General features: G+C 69.3%; 9 protein-coding genes and 5 tRNA genes. 6 read left to right on the forward strand and 8 right to left on the reverse strand.

Annotation, left to right across the window (positions count from 1 at the left end; genetic code table 11):
* Positions 1 to 307: 307 nt before the first annotated feature.
* The 8 genes from ABZ928_RS12965 to ABZ928_RS13000 form a co-directional block, all read right to left on the reverse strand.
* Positions 308 to 502 (reverse strand): DUF6274 family protein, encoded by a 195-nt coding sequence (locus ABZ928_RS12965; protein WP_361517555.1) that lies wholly within the window; start codon positions 500 to 502, stop codon positions 308 to 310.
* A gap of 139 nt (positions 503 to 641) precedes the next feature.
* Positions 642 to 716, reverse strand: a tRNA-Asp gene (locus ABZ928_RS12970).
* A 93-nt stretch (positions 717 to 809) separates the two neighbouring features.
* Positions 810 to 4787, reverse strand: a complete 3978-nt coding sequence (hrpA, locus tag ABZ928_RS12975; protein WP_361517557.1) for an ATP-dependent RNA helicase HrpA — start codon at positions 4785 to 4787, stop codon at positions 810 to 812.
* 70 nt (positions 4788 to 4857) lie between these two features.
* Complete coding sequence (locus ABZ928_RS12980; RefSeq protein WP_361517559.1) at positions 4858 to 5148, reverse strand: hypothetical protein; 291 nt, start codon at positions 5146 to 5148, stop codon at positions 4858 to 4860.
* Positions 5149 to 5210: 62 nt separating this feature from the next.
* Positions 5211 to 5284 (reverse strand) — tRNA-Phe (locus ABZ928_RS12985).
* Between the two features lie 22 nt (positions 5285 to 5306).
* Positions 5307 to 5381: transfer RNA gene (locus tag ABZ928_RS12990), tRNA-Asp, on the reverse strand.
* A gap of 38 nt (positions 5382 to 5419) precedes the next feature.
* Positions 5420 to 5492: transfer RNA gene (locus ABZ928_RS12995), tRNA-Glu, on the reverse strand.
* Positions 5493 to 5572: 80 nt separating this feature from the next.
* Positions 5573 to 7168 carry a metallophosphoesterase gene (locus ABZ928_RS13000; protein WP_361517561.1) on the reverse strand — a complete coding sequence of 532 codons (1596 nt, stop codon included), beginning with the start codon at positions 7166 to 7168 and terminating at the stop codon, positions 5573 to 5575.
* Between the two features lie 127 nt (positions 7169 to 7295).
* On the opposite strand from ABZ928_RS13000, the gene ABZ928_RS13005 reads away from it, so the two are divergent.
* The 6 genes from ABZ928_RS13005 (at position 7296) to ABZ928_RS13030 (ending at position 15806) form a co-directional block, all read left to right on the forward strand.
* Positions 7296 to 7646 carry a metallopeptidase family protein gene (locus ABZ928_RS13005; protein ID WP_361517563.1) on the forward strand — a complete coding sequence of 117 codons (351 nt, stop codon included), beginning with the start codon at positions 7296 to 7298 and terminating at the stop codon, positions 7644 to 7646.
* A 76-nt stretch (positions 7647 to 7722) separates the two neighbouring features.
* On the forward strand, positions 7723 to 8244 hold the full coding sequence (locus ABZ928_RS13010; protein WP_361517565.1) for a hypothetical protein: 522 nt from the start codon (positions 7723 to 7725) through the stop codon (positions 8242 to 8244).
* 219 nt (positions 8245 to 8463) lie between these two features.
* On the forward strand, positions 8464 to 10704 hold the full coding sequence (locus ABZ928_RS13015; protein WP_361517567.1) for a DEAD/DEAH box helicase: 2241 nt from the start codon (positions 8464 to 8466) through the stop codon (positions 10702 to 10704).
* A 217-nt stretch (positions 10705 to 10921) separates the two neighbouring features.
* Complete coding sequence (locus ABZ928_RS13020) at positions 10922 to 14050, forward strand: VCBS repeat-containing protein (protein WP_361517569.1); 3129 nt, start codon at positions 10922 to 10924, stop codon at positions 14048 to 14050.
* A 48-nt stretch (positions 14051 to 14098) separates the two neighbouring features.
* A complete protein-coding gene (locus tag ABZ928_RS13025; RefSeq protein ID WP_361517571.1) occupies positions 14099 to 15634 on the forward strand; it encodes an amino acid permease in 1536 nt (511 codons plus the stop codon).
* 99 nt (positions 15635 to 15733) lie between these two features.
* Positions 15734 to 15806 (forward strand) — tRNA-Lys (locus tag ABZ928_RS13030).
* The last annotated feature ends 45 nt before the right edge of the window (positions 15807 to 15851 follow it).

Consider the following 15851-nt stretch of genomic DNA (forward strand, 5'->3'; position numbering starts at 1 on the left):
CCGGGTCCAGCGCGATCTTTTTTGTGCGCTTTCTGTGTGCGGCATCTCGTCCGCACAGGGTGCTGTGAGCGGCCTTGTCGGAGTCTGGGGAGGGGTGTCGGATCTCCTGTGGGGACCCCTTCGGGCGGGTGCAATTGCACATATTAAATTGACCAGTTGTAGGTGAGGTGTAAGTACCGCGGTTTCAGAAACTCATGCGGTGACACCCGTCACATGCCAGAGTCCTTGTTGCCGCCGCCGCACGTGCGCTAGAGGAGGCACGCGTTCCACCGTCCCACGCGCGTACGGCCGTTGGGGCCGCCGATGGTCACGCGGTGGAGGGACTTTCGTCCTCGACGACCTCGTCCGCGGCCTCGCCGGCGGCTCGCGGGGCGGAGTCCATCGCGAGCTGCAGCAGCTGATGGCAGATCGGACAGTGCCGCGTCAGATGGCGATAGGAGGAAGCGGCCGACAGATGGGCACGAAGCAACGCCCGCGTCTCGTGCCTAGCCGAAGCCGCCATACGCCACCTCCAGGGGCCGCACAGGGAACGGCCCTGGTTTCTGGAGTACCGACCGAATGTGACGCCGTCAAGACGGCATAGGCGGCCATGGCACGCAAGAAGGCCCGGATCCGAAGATCCGGGCTCACTTACTTCACTGCGGTCCTGACGGGATTTGAACCCGCGGCCTCCACCTTGACAGGGTGGCGAGCACTCCAAACTGCTCCACAGGACCAGGTTTCGCTGCGCTATTCGTGCGTTGCGCTGCGAGAAGGACTGTACAGGAGGGGGTGCCGTCTGCGCGAACTCACCCTGTGTGCGGGGTCGGTTACGGGACAGCCGCGTCGATCGCCTTCACGATCCGCTTGTCCGAGATGGGGTACGCCGTGCCGAGGGCGTGGGCGAAGTAGCTGACGCGGAGTTCCTCGATCATCCAGCGGATGTCCAGGACCGACGCCGGGACCGGGCGGCCCTGCGGCATCTGCTCCAGGAGCCACGCGTACTCGTCCTGCATCTCGTGGACCTTCTGCATGCGCGTGGTGTCCCGCTGGACGTTCGTCGGCATCTGCTGGAGACGCCGGTCCGCGGCCACCAGATACCGCATCAGGTCGGCCAGCCGGCCAAGCCCCGTCGCCGTGACGAAGCCGGGCTTCACCAGAGCGTCCAGCTGCTTGCGCACGTCGGTGAGGTTCACGAGGAGCGCGGGGCTCCGTACGGCCTTCAGACGGCGTTCACAGGCCTGCCAGGCGGCCAATACCTGCTGCACCTGGCCCACCGTACGGACCGTCGTGTCGACGATCTCGGCGCGCACCTTGTCGTAGAGCTTCCGGTACGACTCCTCGTCCCACGCCGGCCCCCCGAAGCCGGCGATGAGCCGGTCCGCCGCCGCCATCGCGCAGTCGTCGAAGAGGGCCTGGATCGTGCCGTGCGGGTTGGCCGAGAGGGCGAGCTTCTGGGGGTTGGTCAGCTTCTCCGAGGCGAACTTCGCCGGGTTCACCGGGATGTTGCGCAGGATGAGCCGCCGCGTGCCCTTCCACATCGCCTCCGCCTGCTCCGCCTCCGTGTCGAAGAGGCGTACGGAGACCGTGTCGCCGTCGTCCACCAGCGCCGGGTACGCCTTCACCGGCTGGCCCGCCCGCCGCGTCTCGAAGACCCGCGTCAGCGTGCCGATCGACCAGTCCGTCAGGCCCTTGCGCTCCAGGGACTCGCCGCCCTGGCGTTCGGCGGTGGCTGCCGCCGCCTGCGACAGGGCCTGCCGCGCCTTCGGCTTCAGCTGGAGCCTCAGCGCCTCCAGATCCTTGTCCTCGGCCAGCTTGCGGCGCCGCTCGTCGACGATCCGGAAGGTGATGCGGAGGTGCTCGGGGACCCGGGACCAGTCGAAGTCCTCGGCCTCGAAGGGGACCCCGACCATGCGCTTCAGCTCGCGCGCCATCGTCGTCGTCAGCGGCTCCTGCAAGGGCGCCGCCGTGTCCAGGAACCGCTTCGCGAAGTTCGGCGCCGGTACGTAGTTGCGGCGGATCGGCTTCGGGAGCGAGCGGATCAGCTCCGTCACCAACTCCTCGCGCAGACCCGGGATCTGCCAGTCGAAGCCCTCGTCCGTCACCTGGTTCAGCACCTGGAGCGGGACGTGAACGGTCACGCCGTCCGCGTCCGCGCCCGGCTCGAACTGGTACGTCACCCGGAACTTGAGCTGACCCTGCCGCCAACTGTCCGGATAGTCGTCCTTGGTGACCGCCTCCGCCGACTCCCGGATGAGCATCTCCCGCTCGAAGTCCAGGAATTCGGGCTGCTCCTGCCGCTTCCGCTTCCACCAGGAGTCGAAGTGGGCGCCGGAGACCACGTGTTCGGGCACCCGCTGGTCGTAGAAGTCGAAGAGCGTGTCGTCGTCGACGACGATGTCCCGGCGCCGCGCCCGGTGCTCCAACTCCTCGACCTCGCTGAGGAGTCTGCGGTTGTCGGCGTAGAACTTGTGGTGCGTGCGCCAGTCGCCCTCGACGAGCGCGTTGCGGATGAAGAGCTCGCGGGAGATCTCCGGGTCGATGCGGCCGTAGTTCACCTTCCGCTGGGCGACGATCGGTACGCCGTACAGCGTGACCTTCTCGTACGCCATCACGGCCGCCTGGTCCTTCTCCCAGTGCGGTTCGGAGTACGTCCGCTTGAGGAGGTGCTCGGCGAGCGGCTCGACCCACTCCGGCTCGATCTTGGCGTTGACGCGGGCCCAGAGGCGGCTCGTCTCCACCAGCTCCGCCGACATCACGAAACGCGGCTGCTTCTTGAAGAGCGCCGAGCCGGGGAAGATCGCGAACTTGGCGTTGCGGGCGCCCAGGTACTCGTTCTTGTTGCCGTCCTTCACGTCCTTCATGCCGACGTGGGAGAGGAGTCCGGCGAGGAGGGAGACGTGGACGCTCTGGTCGGGGGCGTCGTCCTCGTTCAGATGGATGCCCATCTGCTTGGCGACGGTCCGGAGCTGGGTGTAGATGTCCTGCCACTCGCGGATGCGCAGGAAGTTCAGGTACTCCTGCTTGCACATCCGGCGGAAGGACGACGATCCCCGCTCCTTCTGCTGCTCGCGGATGTACCGCCACAGGTTCAGATACGCGAGGAAGTCGCTGGTCTCGTCCTTGAAGCGGGCGTGCTGCTGGTCGGCCTGGGTCTGCTTGTCGGCGGGGCGCTCGCGCGGGTCCTGGATGGAGAGCGCGGCGGCTATGACCATGACCTCGCGGACACAGCCGTTCTTGTCGGCCTCCAGGACCATGCGGGCGAGGCGCGGGTCGACGGGCAGCTGGGCCAGCTTGCGGCCGGTGTCGGTCAGGCGCTTGCGCGGGTCCTTCTGGGCCGGGTCGAGGGCGTTGAGCTCCTGGAGGAGCTGGACGCCGTCGCGGATGTTGCGGTGGTCCGGCGGGTCGATGAAGGGGAACTTCTCGATGTCGCCGAGACCGGCCGCGGTCATCTGGAGGATGACGGAGGCCAGGTTCGTACGGAGGATCTCCGCGTCCGTGAACTCGGGCCGGGCGTTGAAGTCGTCCTCGGAGTACAGGCGGATGCAGATGCCGTCCGACGTACGGCCGCAACGGCCCTTGCGCTGGTTCGCGCTGGCCTGCGAGACCGCCTCGATCGGCAGCCGCTGGACCTTGGTGCGGTGGCTGTAGCGGCTGATCCGGGCGAAGCCGGGGTCGATGACGTACTTGATGCCCGGGACGGTGAGGGAGGTCTCGGCGACGTTCGTAGCCAGAACGATCCTGCGGCCGGTGTGCGGCTGGAACACGCGGTGCTGCTCGGCGTGCGAGAGCCGGGCGTAGAGGGGGAGCACCTCGGTACCCTGCCCATCAGCGCCTCCGGCGCGGGGGTAGTTCTTCTTCACCAGTGCGTCGGCCGTGTCCCGGATCTCCCGCTCACCGGAGAGGAAGACCAGGATGTCGCCCTTGCCCTCGCCCTGGAGCTCCTCCACGGCGTCGCAGATCGCGGTGATCTGGTCGCGGTCGGAGTCGTCCGAGTCCTCCTCCAGGAGGGGCCGGTACCGGACCTCCACCGGGTACGTCCGGCCGCTGACCTCGACGATCGGGGCGTCCCCGAAGTGCCGGGAGAACCGCTCGGGGTCGATGGTCGCGGAGGTGATGACGACCTTGAGGTCGGGCCTGCGCGGCAGCAGCTGGGCCAGATACCCCAGCAGGAAGTCGATGTTGAGGGACCGCTCGTGGGCCTCGTCGATGATGATCGTGTCGTAGGCGCGCAGCTCGCGGTCGGTCTGGATCTCGGCGAGCAGGATGCCGTCCGTCATCAGCTTGATGAAGGTCGAGTCCTGGTTCACCTGGTCGGTGAAGCGGACCTTCCAGCCGACGGCCTCACCGAGCGGCGAGTCCAGCTCCTCGGCGACCCGCTCGGCGACCGTACGGGCGGCGATCCGGCGGGGCTGGGTGTGCCCGATCATGCCGCGGACGCCCCGGCCCAGCTCCAGACAGATCTTCGGGATCTGGGTCGTCTTGCCGGACCCGGTCTCACCGGCGACGATCACGACCTGGTGATCCCGGATGGCGTCCGCGATCTCGGCCTTCTTCTGGCTGACGGGCAGCTGCTCGGGATAGCTGACGGCGGGCACCCGGGAGCGCCGCCCCGCCATGCGTTCCTCGGCCTTCGCCACCTCGCCCTCGATCTCGGCGAGCACGGCGGCACGGGCCTCCGGCTTACGGATCTTGCGCGCGCCTTCGAGCCTGCGCCCGAGCCGCTGCGCGTCGCGCAGGGAGAGCTCGGTCAGGCGGGGGGCGAGAGCGCCGAGGGCCGGGACACCGGGGGCAGGATGCGTAGACATACGCGATCCAGGATCTCATCCCCGGGAAATTCGTGGCGAACGGTTTTGTCGCGGGCGGTGGAGGCCCGGCTCACTCGGTCCGCTGTGCGGGTGTCACCGGCGTGGCCTGCTGCGGCTGCCGCGCCCCGTCGCCGAGGGCGATCGACTTCGCCGTGTTGGAGATGGCCTTGATCCCCAGATAAGCGGTCGTCACGCTGCTCACCGCCGTGAACGCGGAGGTCAGCACGCCGACGATCACCGCCGTGTTGCCGTTCAGCCGCCACACACCGAAGATCGCGACTCCGGCGATGGCCACGTTGGTGATGACCACTGCCAGCAGGCCGTACAACGACCGGCTCTTCTCCAGACCGTTCTGACTCATCGAACCCCCTGAGCACCCCTGGATACAACAAGACCCCGATCCGGAGATCGGGGTCTGTGCTGTGGCTGGGGCCGGGGTCGAACCGGCGACCTACCGCTTTTCAGGCGGTCGCTCGTACCAACTGAGCTACCCAGCCGAGAGATTCCGGGGAATCTCAGCGGTCCTGACGGGATTTGAACCCGCGGCCTCCACCTTGACAGGGTGGCGAGCACTCCAAACTGCTCCACAGGACCAAGCTTTGTGCGCGAACAGTCTCGCACACGGTGTTGCGTGCCCCCAACGGGATTCGAACCCGTGCTACCGCCTTGAAAGGGCGGCGTCCTAGGCCGCTAGACGATGAGGGCTATCGGCCCGCCTGCGCGCTTCGCAGCGCGTCGGGGACGTGAGAAGCATATGGGATGGCAGGAGGTATCGCCAAAACGGTTTAGGGGGCGGTACGGGAAGGGGTGGGCGACGGGCTCGGAGAGGGGGACGGAGCCGGCGTCGGCGTACGGGTCGCTCCCGGCAGGTTCTCCTCCGGGAGGTGGCGGCTGACCTCGGCCGTGGTCAGGCCCAGGCCGCCGAGTTTGATCTCGTCCCAGGCCTGGAGGCGGCGGCTGTCGCGGTCGAAGTAGAGGATCGAGGCCTCGATGGGGTCGGGGTACTTGCCCTCGACCGCGCGCAGGCCGCTGCCGCCGGTGGAGCCCTCGATGCGCAGCCGGGTGCCGTTGCGCAGGACCTCCATCTCCTGGTGGTGGAGGTGGCCGGAGAGCACCAGCGGGACCGAGCCGTCGACCTCACGGGCGGCGGACGGCTCGTGGATCATGGCGACGTCGACCGGTTTTCCGGCGGTCGTCCAGTCGCGGAGGGAGGCGGCGAGGCGGGCGCCCGCGGCCTCCTGGGACTCCTCGGCGCCGGGCTTCTCGCTGCGGTCGGGGGTGAACTGGGGGTCGCCCAGTCCGGCGAAACGCAGCCCGGCGACCGTCTCGGCCCGTCCGTCGTCGAGGACGTGGACGTTCTTCAGGCCCTCCATATAGCGCTGGGTGACGCGCGAGTCATGGTTGCCGCGCACCCACACGTACGGCGCTCCGAGGTTCTCGACGGGATCCAGGAAGCCGTTCTCGGCGGCCGTCCCGTGGTCCATGGTGTCGCCGGTGTCGACGATGACGTTGACCTGGTACTGCTCCACCAGCGAGGCGATGATCTTCCAGCTCGCCGGGTTGAGGTGGATGTCGGAGACGTGCAGGACCCGGATGGTGGTGGGGTCCGGCGTGTAGGCGGGGAGCGTGGAGGTGACGTCGTAGAGCTTGGTCACATTGGTGACGAGGCGGGCCAACTCCTTCTGGTAGACGTCGAATTCGGTGACGATGTTGCGCGCGTTGCCGACCAGGGACGGGGCCGAGGAGAGCAGTCCGGAGAACTTCGGCTGGAGGACCGAGTCCGGGTTCCAGGTGGCGTACGCCGTGCCGCCGGACGCGGCCAGCAGGCCGAGGGCGACGCCGCCGGCGGCCAGGGCGCGGCGGGGGCGGCGGTAGACGGCGAGGCCGAGGGCGGTGGCTCCGGCGACGACGGCGACGCAGGACCGTACGGCCAGGTCGAGGGTGCCGTGCTCGACGTCCTGGGCGACCTCCTCCTGAAGCCCGGAGAGGCGCTCGGGGTGGTCGACGAGGGCCTGGGAGCGGACCGGGTCGAGCTGGTCGACGTTGACGTCGAGGCGGACCGGGGCGTGGTGGCTGTCCAGCGTCAGGGCGCCCAGCGGGGAGACGTTGATCTTCGTGCCGCCGGTGAAGGAGGGGCGCAGGGTCATCGTGGTGTTCATGGGTCCGACGGGGGTGCGGACATTGCCGACGATCAGCAGCCCCAGCCACGCCCCGAGCAGCACCACCGTGATCAGACCGAGCGCCCGGCCCCAGGGATGCGGCTGGTGCACCAGCTCCAGCGTCGGCAGGGGGCGGCGCGTGCGGTAGTGCCGGGCGAGGGTGCGCGGCGAGCGGCGGATCCGGACCAGGACGTTCAGGACTGCGGCGGGGACGCGGGCCATTGGTCCCGTATGCCCAAGTGCGGGCATGGGTATGCGGGGCGTCCGGTGACTGTCGTACGACGGTTCAGGGCCGTCGTACGACGGTTTGTGACCCTCGTACGACGGTTTCGTACCGGACAATGGGCCTGTGCTGGAGATGACGCGTGAGGAGTTCGAGGAACTGGTCGCCGAGGCGCTGGACCGGATTCCGCCGGAGTTGACGCGGCTGATGGACAACGTCGCGGTGTTCGTCGAGGACGAGCCGCCCGCCGACGATCCCGAGCTGCTCGGGCTCTACGAGGGGACTCCGCTGACCGACCGCGGTGAGTGGTACGCGGGGGTGCTGCCGGACCGGATCACGATCTATCGGGGGCCGACGCTGCGGATGTGCGCCTCGCGGGAGGAGGTCGTCGCCGAGACCGAGGTGACCGTGGTGCACGAGATCGCCCATCACTTCGGGATCGACGACGTCCGGCTGCACGCACTGGGGTACGGCTGAGCGGTTGGCGTGTCCTCTTGCGGGCGGCGGGAGTTGGAGAGGTTGACTCCTTCAACCGCCCTCGGAGGTGGCTCCCGTGCGCCCCAAGTACGTACCCGTCCGTCTGGCCGCCACGGTGATGGCGGTCGCCGCTGCCGCCGGTTGCATGAGCGTGGGTGACGACGACGGGGGCAAGGGCGCCAAGCCCTCGCACTCCGCCGGGCAGCGGGGCGGGGAGGCGCCGGACGGCGGGGCCGCGGTCTCGGGCGGGGCCGGTGGGTACGGGGCGGCCGGGGCCGATGACAAGCACGGGAAGAAGAAGGGCAAGGGCAAGCACGGGGAGTCGGCGTCACCGTCCGCCTCGGCGTCCGGGGCGGCCAGCGCGTCGCCCTCGGCGGAGCCCGAGCCGGGGAAGTCGGACAAGCCGCAGCCGACGCCGACCAAGGCGCCGCCGACCCCGACGAAGACGCCCGAGCCGACCCCGGATCCGCCGACGCCGGACCCGCCGACCCCGAGCGCGGAGCCCACCGTCGCCGAGCCGTCCTCCTCCGCGCACCAGGAGACCGAGCCGCAGCTGAGCCAGCGGGAGCCGGCGCCGGAGGCGGGGACACCGGCGTAGTTGATGTGCGTCACATCCGTGGGGTTCGGTTTGCCTTCATGGGCGATGGGTGCGTATGGTTATAGATCGTTTGATTCATTTGCCCGGCGCCAACGCAGAAGCGCGCCGTGTGGCGCGTTCTCTCCCTTGCCGTGGCTGACCGCATAGAGGCGGTCGTATTGCGAACTCACGGAGTTGACGGGCGCGTGCCGACGAGACTCCGGAAGGTTTCGCATACGCATGTCCATTTCCAGTTCTGATCACATCGTCATGCCCGAGAACGACGAGAACGACGCCGTCGAGGCGCTCGAGACCGTCGAGTCGGCGGATTCGGTCGACTCGGTCGACGAGACCCCCGAGGTCACCTTCGCCGACCTCGGTCTCCCCGAGGGCGTCGTGCGCAAGCTCGCGCAGAACGGTGTGACCACCCCCTTCCCGATCCAGGCCGCGACCATCCCGGACGCCCTGGCCGGCAAGGACATCCTCGGCCGTGGCCGCACCGGCTCCGGCAAGACCCTCTCCTTCGGTCTGCCGACCCTGGCGCGTCTCGCCGGCGGCCGCACCGAGAAGCACAAGCCCCGCGCGATCATCCTCACGCCGACGCGTGAGCTCGCCATGCAGGTGGCGGACGCCCTCCAGCCCTACGGCGACGTCGTCGGCCTGAAGATGAAGGTCGTCTGCGGCGGTACGTCGATGGGCAACCAGATCTACGCCCTGGAGCGCGGCGTCGACATCCTCGTCGCCACCCCGGGCCGGCTGCGCGACATCATCAACCGCGGCGCCTGCTCCCTGGAGAACGTCGAGGTCGCCGTCCTCGACGAGGCCGACCAGATGTCCGACCTGGGCTTCCTGCCCGAGGTCACCGAGCTGCTCGACCAGGTCCCGGCCGGCGGCCAGCGGATGCTGTTCTCCGCCACCATGGAGAACGAGATCTCCACCCTGGTCAAGCGCTACCTGAGCAACCCCGTCACGCACGAGGTCGACAGCGCCCAGGGCAACGTCACGACGATGTCCCACCACATCCTCATCGTGAAGCCCAAGGACAAGGCGCCGGTCACCGCGGCCATCGCCTCCCGCAAGGGCCGCACCATCATCTTCGTCCGCACCCAGCTGGGCGCCGACCGTATCGCCGAGCAGCTCGTCGAGGCCGGCGTGAAGGCCGACGCGCTGCACGGCGGCATGACGCAGGGTGCCCGTACCCGCGTCCTGGCCGACTTCAAGGACGGCTACGTCAACGCGCTGGTCGCCACCGACGTCGCCGCCCGCGGTATCCACGTCGACGGCATCGACCTGGTCCTCAACGTGGACCCGGCCGGCGACCACAAGGACTACCTGCACCGCGCCGGCCGCACGGCCCGCGCCGGCCGCACCGGTACGGTCGTCTCCCTCTCCCTCCCGCACCAGCGCCGCCAGATCTTCCGCCTGATGGAGGACGCGGGCGTCGACGCTTCGCGCCACATCATCCAGGGCGGCAACGCCTTCGACCCCGAGGTCGCCGAGATCACCGGTGCCCGGTCGATGACCGAGGTGCAGGCCGAGTCCGCGGGCAACGCCGCGCAGCAGGCCGAGCGCGAGGTGTCCTCCCTCGCCAAGCAGCTGGAGCGGGCGCAGCGCCGCGCGACCGAGCTGCGCGAGGAGGCCGACCGCCTCGTCGCCCGGGTCGCCCGTGAGCGGGGCGAGGACCCGGAGGCCGCGGTCGCCGAGGCGCAGGCCGCGGTGGTCGCCGCCGCCGAGGCCGTCGAGGCGTCCGTGCCCGAGCAGCCGCTGGCGCAGGACGTCGACCGGGCCGAGGCGCCGTCGTCGTACGAGCGTCGTGAGCGTCGGGACGACGACCGGGGCGGGTTCAGCCGTGACCGGGGTGGCGACCGTGGTGGGTTCCGCCGTGACGACCGTCGGGACGACCGTGGTGGCGACCGTGGTGGTCGCTCCTTCGAGCGTCGTGACGACCGGGGCGGGTTCAACCGTGACCGGGGTGGCGACCGTGGTGGGTTCCGTCGCGACGACCGTCGGGACGACCGTGGTGGCGACCGCGGTGGCCGTTCCTTCGAGCGTCGTGACGACCGCGGTGGGTTCAACCGGGACCGTGGCGAGCGTGGGTTCGAGCGCCGGGACGACCGGGGCGGCGACCGTGGCGGGTTCCGCCGTGACGACCGCCGGGACGACCGTGGTGGCCGTTCCTTCGAGCGTCGTGACGACCGGGGCGGGTTCAACCGTGACCGGGGTGGCGACCGTGGCGGGTTCCGTCGCGACGACCGTCCGGCCGGTGCGGGTCGCTCCTTCGAGCGCCGTGACGAGCGGGGCGGCCACCGTGGCAGCGACCGTCCGTTCAACCGCGACCGCCGTGACGACCGTCCGGGCTTCCGCTCCGGTGGCCACGAGCGCCCCTACGGCCGCCGTGACGACCACCGCGGCACCGGCTCCGGTTCCGGCTCCTCCTTCGGCCGCCGCGACGACAAGCCGCGCTGGAAGCGCAACGGCTGACGGTAGGTAAGTGCGCCAAGCGCCGTGACCCCCCGATTCGGGTGGGGCACGGCGCTTCGTCGTTCCCGCGCCGTTCACACGGCCGGAAAGCGCTCTCTCCGTGGTGTGTGAAAGCTGTAAGATCAGCCGACTTCTGAGGGGGATGCGTCGGCCGGGGCCGGGGACATCAGAAGCGGGGCCCGCTCCCTCTCGTGCCTTCTGGGGAGGGTTCGCCTTGGTGCGCCATGTATTCGTACGTCGTTCGATAGCGAGACGGGCGGCGGTCGCCGTGGCCGCGTCCGCCGTGCTGGCGGGTGGGCTGAGCCCGTCGCTGCCGACGGCTTCGGCGGCGGAGGGAGCGCAGGAGACGGTGGTGCCTGCCGCCTTGCGCACCACGTACACCTCGGGCGCGCTGTACAGCGGGCTCACCCAGTCAGGACAGGACGGGGCGGGCACCCAGGGCGTCTTTCACTCCCTGGAGGGTTCGGGTCTGGTCTGGACACGGTATGCGGACGGCACGTCGGTGAAGGTCGTCCATCCGGCGGGCTACACCAGTTACTCGACGACCGGCGGTGACGTCCTCGCGTACAGGTACGCCGACGGGCGCGTGGACCTGTGGAACGCGGCCGACGACACCACCCGCACGATCCGGACGCCTGAAGGGCTGACCCTGTACACCGCCTACGACGATCTGGCGGTCGCCTACCGGCAGGTGAAGGACGAGAACGGGACGACGGTCGAGCGGGAGATGCACCTGCTCTTCCCGGAGGCGGACGGCAGCACCCGTGACGTCCCGGTGACCGGGGTGCCCGAGGGGTACCTCCTCGGGGCGACCAAGGGAGGGGACACCGACGGGCTGGTGTTCCACGCCGCGCGGCCAGGGGGCGGCGCGTATCGGACGGTCGTCGTCGACCGGCGGACGGGACAGGTCCAGGGCTGGACCGCGCCGCGATCCGAGGCCTACGCCACCGTCCGGGTCACCGCCGATCACGTGGTGCTGTTCGACCCCGCCAAGCCCACGGTCCAGGTCTTCTCCCGAGCGGACCTGTCCGCCGCCCCGGTCCTGGTCACGCTGGACGGCGTCAGTGACACGAACGCGGTGGTGGACCTCGCGGTGGTCGGCGACTGGCTGACCTACCAGACGGGTACCGCCACCGCAGTGATCGCGCAGCCCATCGAGGGCGGTTCACCGGTGACTCTGCTGCCCTCCTCGGCCCGGTCCCTCTCCGCCGTCTCCGACGGCACCGCCCTCGCTGTCGGCCGCACCTCCGCCGCCGAGGACGACTGGGGGGTGCAGCGGATCCAGCCGGGGCCCGACGGCAGCCCGGTCGTCACCCAGGTCAAGTCGCTGGGCAAGCCGGCGTTCAAGATCCAGGGACTGTCGCTGAACCAGGGGCGGCTTGTCGTCACCGACAACCGGAGCAGTTACGAGCGCTTCAGCTCGATCCGGACTGTCGCCGCGTCCGGCCCGCCCACGTTCGGCTCCGGTTCCGTGTTCCTCGACTCCGACTACCTCATCGCCAACTGTCCGGTCGACGACGCCGGATGCTCCGCGATCCACGGCCTCGGAGACGGCCAGATCGCCTGGTTGAACCGTGGCGTGGAGACCGATTCGCCGCATGTCGGTGGACAGGGCCCGTACGACGGCAGGAACTTCGCCGGAGGACCCGTCGGCGGCCGGATCACCGACGCCTCCGGCCGCTACGTCCTCTACACCGCAGCCGACGGACAGCAGTCCGTGTACTGGACCTGGGGCGGCACAGCCCCGGTCGCCACCCGAGCCCCCGGTGCCGCCGCTCTCTCGGGCGTCACCTTGTGGACCGTCGGGACGACCAAGGGCAGCGTCGTCCCGTACGACCTGGAGACGAAGAAGACCGGTACGCCCGTCACCACCGACGCCGGGTGCACTCCCACCGACCTCCAGGTGCTGGGCCGCTGGCTGTACTGGACCTGTGACGGCAGGGCAGGCGTCTACGACCGTACGACGCACCGGTCCGTGCCGGTTCCGGCGGACGAGGCGAAGCTGGGTGACGGGTACGTCGTCACACACGACAAGCGGGCAGGCGAGCTGATCCTCACCACGGTCGACGGCGGCACCCCGACGAGCCGCGTGATCGGCGACCTGCCGGACACCGGGGTCTCCCAGCGGGACGTGCGCTGGACCGTGGACGAGTCCGGTGCCAACGCCGCCTACGTCGACGCCAAGGAGCAGGTGCACCTCGTACCGTCCGGTGTGCCGCAGCAGCCGCTGAGCCTGCTGGAACCGGCCCAGACCGCGAGGGAGGTCTACGCGGACGAGGAATACCCCGACGTCCTCTCCCTCACTCGCGTGCTGCTGTCGAAGCCGGCCGCGAGCTGGAAGCTGACGGTGCGGGCGAAGACGACCGGCAAGGTCGTCGACACCCGTGAGGGCGGTGAGGTGCGCGGCGAACTGCAGGTCCACTGGCACGGCTCGACCACCACCGGCCCGCTGCCCAACGGTTGGTACGACTGGACGCTCAAGGCGGTGCCCGCTGACGGTGTCGGCACGCCTCTGGAGGTGCGCAGCACGGTCCAGGTGCTGCACGGGCGCGCCGTTCACCACGACTACACGAGCAACGGCCCCGACTGGCTGTACCCGGACGGCTTCGGCGACCTGCTCACCCTCGACTCTTCGGGCGGCCTGAGCTTCCAGACGGCGACCGGTACGGGCAAGTTCTCCGGCAAGGTCGCCGGCACGGGCTGGCCGAAGACCATCAGGCCCGTATCGTTCGGCGAGCTGAGCGGCGACCGCTGCAACGACGTCCTGGTGCGGCTGAGCAGCGGTGCTCTGCGGCTTTACAAGCCGGGTTGCAACGAGCCGCTGGAGCCGTCGACGTCGTACACCTCGCTCGGCGCCTCCGGCTGGAACCAGTACGACGTGCTCACGTCACCCGGCGATGTCAGCGGTGACGGCCGTCCGGACCTGATCGCCCGGAACTCCTCCACCGGCACCGTCTATCTCTACAAGGGGACTTCGGCGGGGAAGCTGTCGGCGCGCGTGAAGCTCTACGACAACTGGAAGACGTACAAGAAGATCGTGGGCGCCGGGGACCTGAATGGCGACGGGGTCGGGGATCTGCTCGCGCAGGACAAGTCGAACAACCTTTACCGGTACGACGGGAAGGGCAACGGGACCTTCAAGGCGCGCGTGAAGGTGTTCTCGGCGTGGGGCGGCTCGTACAACACGATCGTCGGGGTCGGGGACATCACCGGGGACGGCAAGGCTGACCTCGTCTCCCGGGACAGCTCCGGCAACGTCTGGCGCAACAACGGGAACGGCAAGGGGTCGTTCGGGGCGCGGACGAAGATCGCCACCGGCTGGCAGGGGTACAAGGGCATTTTTTAGCCATGTTGTGACGTGTGTCACGCCCCCGGTGAGGGAATTGCTGGGGGCATGACAGGTGACGACATAAAGAGTGGGCTGTCTGACGAAGAACGGCTTGCCCAACTCGGTTACACCCAGGTCCTGGCCCGCCGAATGTCGGCGTTCTCCAACTACGCGGTCTCCTTCACGATCATCTCGGTCCTGTCGGGGTGTCTGACGCTGTACCTGTTCGGTATGAACACGGGCGGCCCGTCGGTGATCATGTGGGGATGGGTCGCGGTCGGTCTGATGACCCTCTTCGTGGGGCTGTCGATGGCCGAGATCTGTTCGGCCTATCCGACCTCGGCGGGCCTGTACTTCTGGGCGCACCGGCTCGCGCCGCCGAGGAGTGCCGCCGCCTGGGCGTGGTTCACCGGGTGGTTCAACGTGCTCGGCCAGGTCGCCGTGACCGCCGGCATCGACTTCGGGGCGGCGTCCTTCCTGGGCGCGTACCTGAACCTCCAGTTCGACTTCGAGGTGACGCCGGGCCGGACGATCCTGCTGTTCGCGGCGATCCTGCTGCTGCACGGGCTGCTGAACACCTTCGGGGTGCGGATCGTCGCGATCCTCAACAGCGTGAGCGTGTGGTGGCACGTGATCGGCGTGGCGGTGATCGTCGGCGCGCTGACCTTCGTACCGGACCAACACCAGTCCGCTTCCTTCGTGTTCACGGAGTTCGTCAACAACACGGGCTGGGGGAGCGGGGTGTACGTCGTCCTCCTGGGGCTGCTGATGGCCCAGTACACCTTCACCGGCTACGACGCCTCCGCCCATATGACCGAGGAGACGCACGACGCCTCGACGGCAGGACCGAAGGGGATCGTGCAGTCGATCTGGACGTCATGGATCGCGGGCTTCGTCCTGCTCCTCGGCTTCACCTTCGCCATCCAGTCGTACGACGACGCCCTCACGTCACCGACCGGCGCGCCGCCCGCGCAGATCCTGCTCGACGCGCTGGGCGCCACGGCGGGCAAGCTGCTGCTGCTCGTGGTCATCGGGGCGCAGCTGTTCTGCGGGATGGCGTCGGTGACGGCCAACAGCCGCATGATCTACGCCTTTTCGCGCGACGGCGCCCTGCCGTTCTCGCACATCTGGCACTCGGTCAGCCCCCGCACCCGGACACCGGTCGCGGCGGTGTGGCTCGCGGCGGGCGGGGCGCTGCTCCTCGGACTGCCGTATCTCATCAATTACACGGCCTACGCGGCCGTCACGTCGGTCGCGGTGATCGGGCTCTACATCGCGTACGTCATCCCGACGCTGCTGCGGCTGCGCAAGGGCGAGGCGTTCGAGCGCGGGCCGTGGCATCTGGGCCGGTGGTCGAAGGTGATCGGTGTCGTGTCGGTGGCGTGGGTCGGTGTGATCACCGTCCTCTTCATGCTGCCGCAGGTCTCCCCGGTCACCTGGGAGACCTTCAACTACGCGCCGGTGGCCGTCCTCGCGGTGCTCGGCTTCGCGGCGGTGTGGTGGTTCGCCTCGGCCCGTGAGTGGTTCCTCAACCCCGAGCACGAGCGGACCCGGGCACGGGAAGCGGCCCGCAAGGGGGCGCCCGAACCGGTCGATCCGTGATCTTTGCCGCCCCTCCCGTACGTCCGGCGCGGCCGTGTCACCGATACCCGATCGGAGACACGGCCGCGTCCGGCTATGCTCGGGGAGGCAACATCGCCGGGGCCGTTAGCTCAATTGGCAGAGCAGTGGACTTTTAATCCATTGGTTGTGGGTTCGAGTCCCACACGGCCTACGCACACGGCGCCCGGACCGGCTTCGATCGGTCCGGGCGCCGTAT

This window comes from Streptomyces sp. NPDC046909, from assembly GCF_040644695.1.
Classification (GTDB): domain Bacteria; phylum Actinomycetota; class Actinomycetes; order Streptomycetales; family Streptomycetaceae; genus Streptomyces.

Excerpts from the sequence above, each read along its gene's own strand:
- ABZ928_RS13015 (WP_361517567.1), top strand. The coding sequence starts at position 8,464 with ATGTCCATTTCCAGTTCTGATCACATCGTCATGCCCGAGAACGACGAG.
- ABZ928_RS13000 (WP_361517561.1), bottom strand. The coding sequence starts at position 7,168 with ATGGCCCGCGTCCCCGCCGCAGTCCTGAACGTCCTGGTCCGGATCCGC.
- ABZ928_RS13025 (WP_361517571.1), top strand. The coding sequence starts at position 14,099 with ATGACAGGTGACGACATAAAGAGTGGGCTGTCTGACGAAGAACGGCTT.
- ABZ928_RS12980 (WP_361517559.1), bottom strand. The coding sequence starts at position 5,148 with ATGAGTCAGAACGGTCTGGAGAAGAGCCGGTCGTTGTACGGCCTGCTG.
- ABZ928_RS12965 (WP_361517555.1), bottom strand. The coding sequence starts at position 502 with ATGGCGGCTTCGGCTAGGCACGAGACGCGGGCGTTGCTTCGTGCCCAT.
- hrpA (WP_361517557.1), bottom strand. The coding sequence starts at position 4,787 with ATGTCTACGCATCCTGCCCCCGGTGTCCCGGCCCTCGGCGCTCTCGCC.